Source organism: Streptomyces graminilatus, assembly GCF_001418565.1.
Taxonomy (GTDB): Bacteria; Actinomycetota; Actinomycetes; order Streptomycetales; family Streptomycetaceae; genus Streptomyces; species Streptomyces graminilatus.
This window is the reverse complement of sequence record NZ_LIQQ01000079.1, coordinates 1-1,743: the sequence shown is the minus strand read 5'-3', so window position 1 is coordinate 1,743 and position 1,743 is coordinate 1. Positions and strand designations below refer to the sequence as shown.

At 68.0% G+C, this 1,743-nt stretch carries 1 protein-coding gene; it reads right to left on the bottom strand.

From position 1 onward, the window contains the following. Positions 1–244: 244 nt before the first annotated feature. Entirely contained in the window at positions 245–1,621 is a 1,377-nt protein-coding gene (locus tag AOK08_RS08445; protein ID WP_055524839.1) for an IS1380 family transposase, read from the bottom strand. Positions 1,622–1,743: the final 122 nt, after the last annotated feature.

The following is a 1,743-nucleotide window of genomic DNA, read 5'->3' as shown; positions in this document are numbered from 1 at the left end:
CCGTCGGCAGCCGATAACGAAAGATCGAGGCTAGTCAGTCGTTGTGGACGAACGAACGAAGACGTCCACAACGACTGACTAGCCTCGATCTTTCGTGATGGGCTGCCGACGGAGTCGGGGGCCTATTTCGTTGTCGGTGGCTGTGGCCGTGCAGGTTGAGGGCCCGGGTGTCGTCTCGGGTGGACGCCGGGTTCCACTGCTCCGGGCTGGCACGTTGTCTTGTAGGGACAGGTGAGTTGGCTGGTCAGCCAGGGTTTGGCAGGGGTACGAGCCGTTCGAGGGCGTCAGTGATCTCGTGGGTCCAGGGCCAATGGCGGGCGAGGCGGAGGATGCGGCGTCGGCCGGTGGTGACGAGTTGGCCGGCCGCGGAGAACAGGCGCAACCGCAGACGGCGGGGTTCCCAGAGCCGGGTCTGACCGGTCAGGGCGAGCATGGGCATCCAGGCCAGCAGGTCGAGGGCGATCTGAACGATCTCCAGCCAGATGCCGTTCTGCGCGGTGTCGTGCAGGGGCAGGTTGCGCAGTCCGGTCGCTCGCGCAGCCCGGATGCGGTCCTCCGCGCGGGCTCGCAGCCGGTGGCGGAGTTCGAGTCCGGCGATCGGCTGGTTGAGGGTGTTGGTGGCGAAGCAGGTGATCCGCATGCCGTCCGCGTCCGTGATCCTCAACTGTGCTCCGGGATGGGGCCGTTCCTTGCGGACGATCAACCGGATGCCCTGCGCCCAGCCGTCGAGCAGGTCTCCGGTGAGTTCGGCGACCCAGGCCCCGTCACGGACCTCGCCGTCCGATTCGACCGCAGGCGTCCAGGCCGATGCGGGGATCTTCAGAACATGCTCGTGGATGGCCTCGGTGATCACCATGCCGACCGAGTAGGACAGCCAGCGTCCGCGCTGGGCGAGCCAGGCCACGAACTCGTGGGTGCCGCCCGCGGAATCACAGCGGATCAGTGTCCGCCGTCCCCGCCGGTACTTCTTGGGCAGTTGAGCGAGGGCGAGGCGAGCGACGGTGATGTGGTCGGCGGCCGTGTTCGAGCCCGCGTTGCCGGGCCGGAGGTGGGCTGCGACAGGTTCGCCGGTTCCTCCCGGGCCGTGGTCGACGAAGCCCATGAGCGGATGGTGACCGTAGGTCTTCTTCCAGGTCGGGGCCGCGTCCTGTTTGTCCGAGTGCGCGACGACCAGGACCCCGTCCAGGTCCACGGTCACCTGCCCGCCGGCATCCGGAGCCCGCCCGCCGGCCAACTCCCATACTCTTTTGCGGACTTCGGAACGTGCGGCGCGGATCGCGGTCAGCGCCTTCTCGCCGGAGGCGGCGAGGGTGCCGATCAAACGGGAGACCGTCGGATCGGAGGCGACCGGGCCGAACACACCCGGCTCGGCCCGCAGCATGGCGACGTCGGCCAGGCAGTCGCCGCCGATTGCGACCGCCAGGGCGAGGTCCACGAGCATCTTGCCGGGGTCGTGGACGGCTCGTGGTCTCCGCCACGGGGCCAGGGCTGCGGATATCGCCTGGTCAAGGCCGATCTTGCGGACCGTTTCGACCAACAGGACCGAACCGGCCTGCGAGACCACGGCCCGGCCGTCATCCCGGACAAGGACATGGGGATAGGACCCGATAGGCTGCTTCACCTGGAAAGTGCCTCCGACAGGGGCGGGAACAAGGACCTCAGCAATCCTCATTCTCGCTGGTCGGAGGCACTTTCTGCTTCCCTGACCGCCTGCCGGACAGCCCGCTTCATGAAAGCGCGAGG